General features: G+C 47.5%; 2 protein-coding genes. Both read right to left on the reverse strand.

What is annotated here, in order from left to right:
- A partial coding sequence (locus WBV75_RS04765; RefSeq protein WP_424119505.1) for a citrate/2-methylcitrate synthase occupies positions 1 to 247 on the reverse strand: 247 nt, incomplete at its 3' end.
- A gap of 121 nt (positions 248 to 368) precedes the next feature.
- On the reverse strand, positions 369 to 1,676 hold a 1,308-nt coding region (locus WBV75_RS04770; protein WP_424119506.1), incomplete at its 5' end, for a glycogen synthase.

The raw sequence follows: 1,676 nt of genomic DNA on the forward strand, positions 1-1,676 counted from the left end.
GAAAATCAGCTTTCTCCGCCAACTCTTCAATGGGATAGCCCCGGTATCTGAGGATTCCCTGTTCGCCGTCCAGAAAAGTAATGGCACTCTCGCATGAACCTGTATTCTTATATCCGGGGTCCAGGGTTATCAAGCCCATATCGGACCGGAGTGTTTTAATATCTATTGCCAGCTCATTTTCAGTTCCCTCGACAACAGGGAATTCATGGGTTTTACCGTCAAATGAAATACTCGCTTTTTGTGCCATAATGTAATTGTGTAATAGGATTTTGAACGTCCTGTAAAAATAAGCAAACGCCCCCGTCTTAACAATTGGAACGCCCCCTTTAAACCTTTATTAACAAATAGAAGGTACCCGGATTGCCAGCCTATTGAAGTCTGTAAAGATCACAGTAATATTCGGCTACCGCAGCCTTCCAGGTAAACCGCTCTTTCTCAGCTGCTTTCCTGATCTTCTGCCATTTCTCCTGATCTTTAAAAAACAGTTCCACCACCTCTTTGAAGACCCCTTCCATATTCTCAATTTTGGCATCATAAGACCCTCCCCCAAACAGAAAGCCCGTTTCCATATGGCGGATAGTATCGTTAAGCCCCCCGGTAGCATGGGCAAAACACGGATTTCCATTCCGCATGGCGAGCATTTGGCTGATTCCACAGGGCTCAAAAAGACTGGGCATAAGGTAAAGGTCGGTCTCCAGATACATAGAATCAATCAGATCTTCAGACTGGGCGTTTGTAAAGATGAAGTTGGGGAAGTCATAGCTTACTTCCCTAAAAAATTCTTCATATTCCGGTGCCCCGGTACCCAAAAGCATATACACCCCATTGACTGCACGGAGTCTCTCCAGGATACCCTCCAATACGCGAGGTGTATTTTTAAAGAAATAAAACTTCTGTTCGGTCAAACGGGCTACACTCGTACAAATAAAAGAAGGTGGGTTCTCCATAAACCGAAATACCTTCTCCCCCGTATGGGCCAGAAAATCGGCCTTGTATTTCTTATCTTCCATCTGCAACCAGCGAAAGATCTCCTGAATCGTATTGGGGAAGAGCCTCCCACGGGTAGCCGTGCGGATATTTTTGTAGTTGCACCCATTGAGAATTCCAAACAGTCGGGATTCCTCCCTGGCGGCGATTAGATCGGCTTCCAAGCCCTCGCCCCCTATAAATTCTGGAGGTTCACTGGGCTTAAGAATATCCTGCATATAGGATGGGGAAACGGTATGTACCGCATCAGCCCTTCGAATCCCAAGCGCCATAAGGTTTACGCAATCCGGATATCTGGGGTCCTGCAGGGCGCTTAGGTTATACGCACAGTCGGGATACCAGGTTTCCAGGGCGGAAGGATTATTACGCAAGGGGCGAATCCCCTGGATAGCGAGGTTGTGGATGGTATAAACCATCCGTATTTTCCCAAGTTCAGGATAATCCGAGCTAAATTCTCTTAGAAAAAGAAGGAGACTGGTGTGCCAGTCGTGCAGGTGGATCACGTCCAGGCCTCCAAAACTCCCCTGTTGCACCGCCGCAGCTACAGCCGTACAGAATATTGAAAATTTCAAAGCGTCGTTGTAAAAGGGGCCTTCCGGATCGTGATGGTACATATGGGCAATTTGGCCCGCTGTGATCTCAGGATGATGCAGCACATAGTGCGCGATCCGCGGTAACTCTTTTTTGGG

It is taken from the genome of Robiginitalea sp., from assembly GCF_049588695.1.
Classification (GTDB): Bacteria; Bacteroidota; Bacteroidia; order Flavobacteriales; family Flavobacteriaceae; genus Robiginitalea.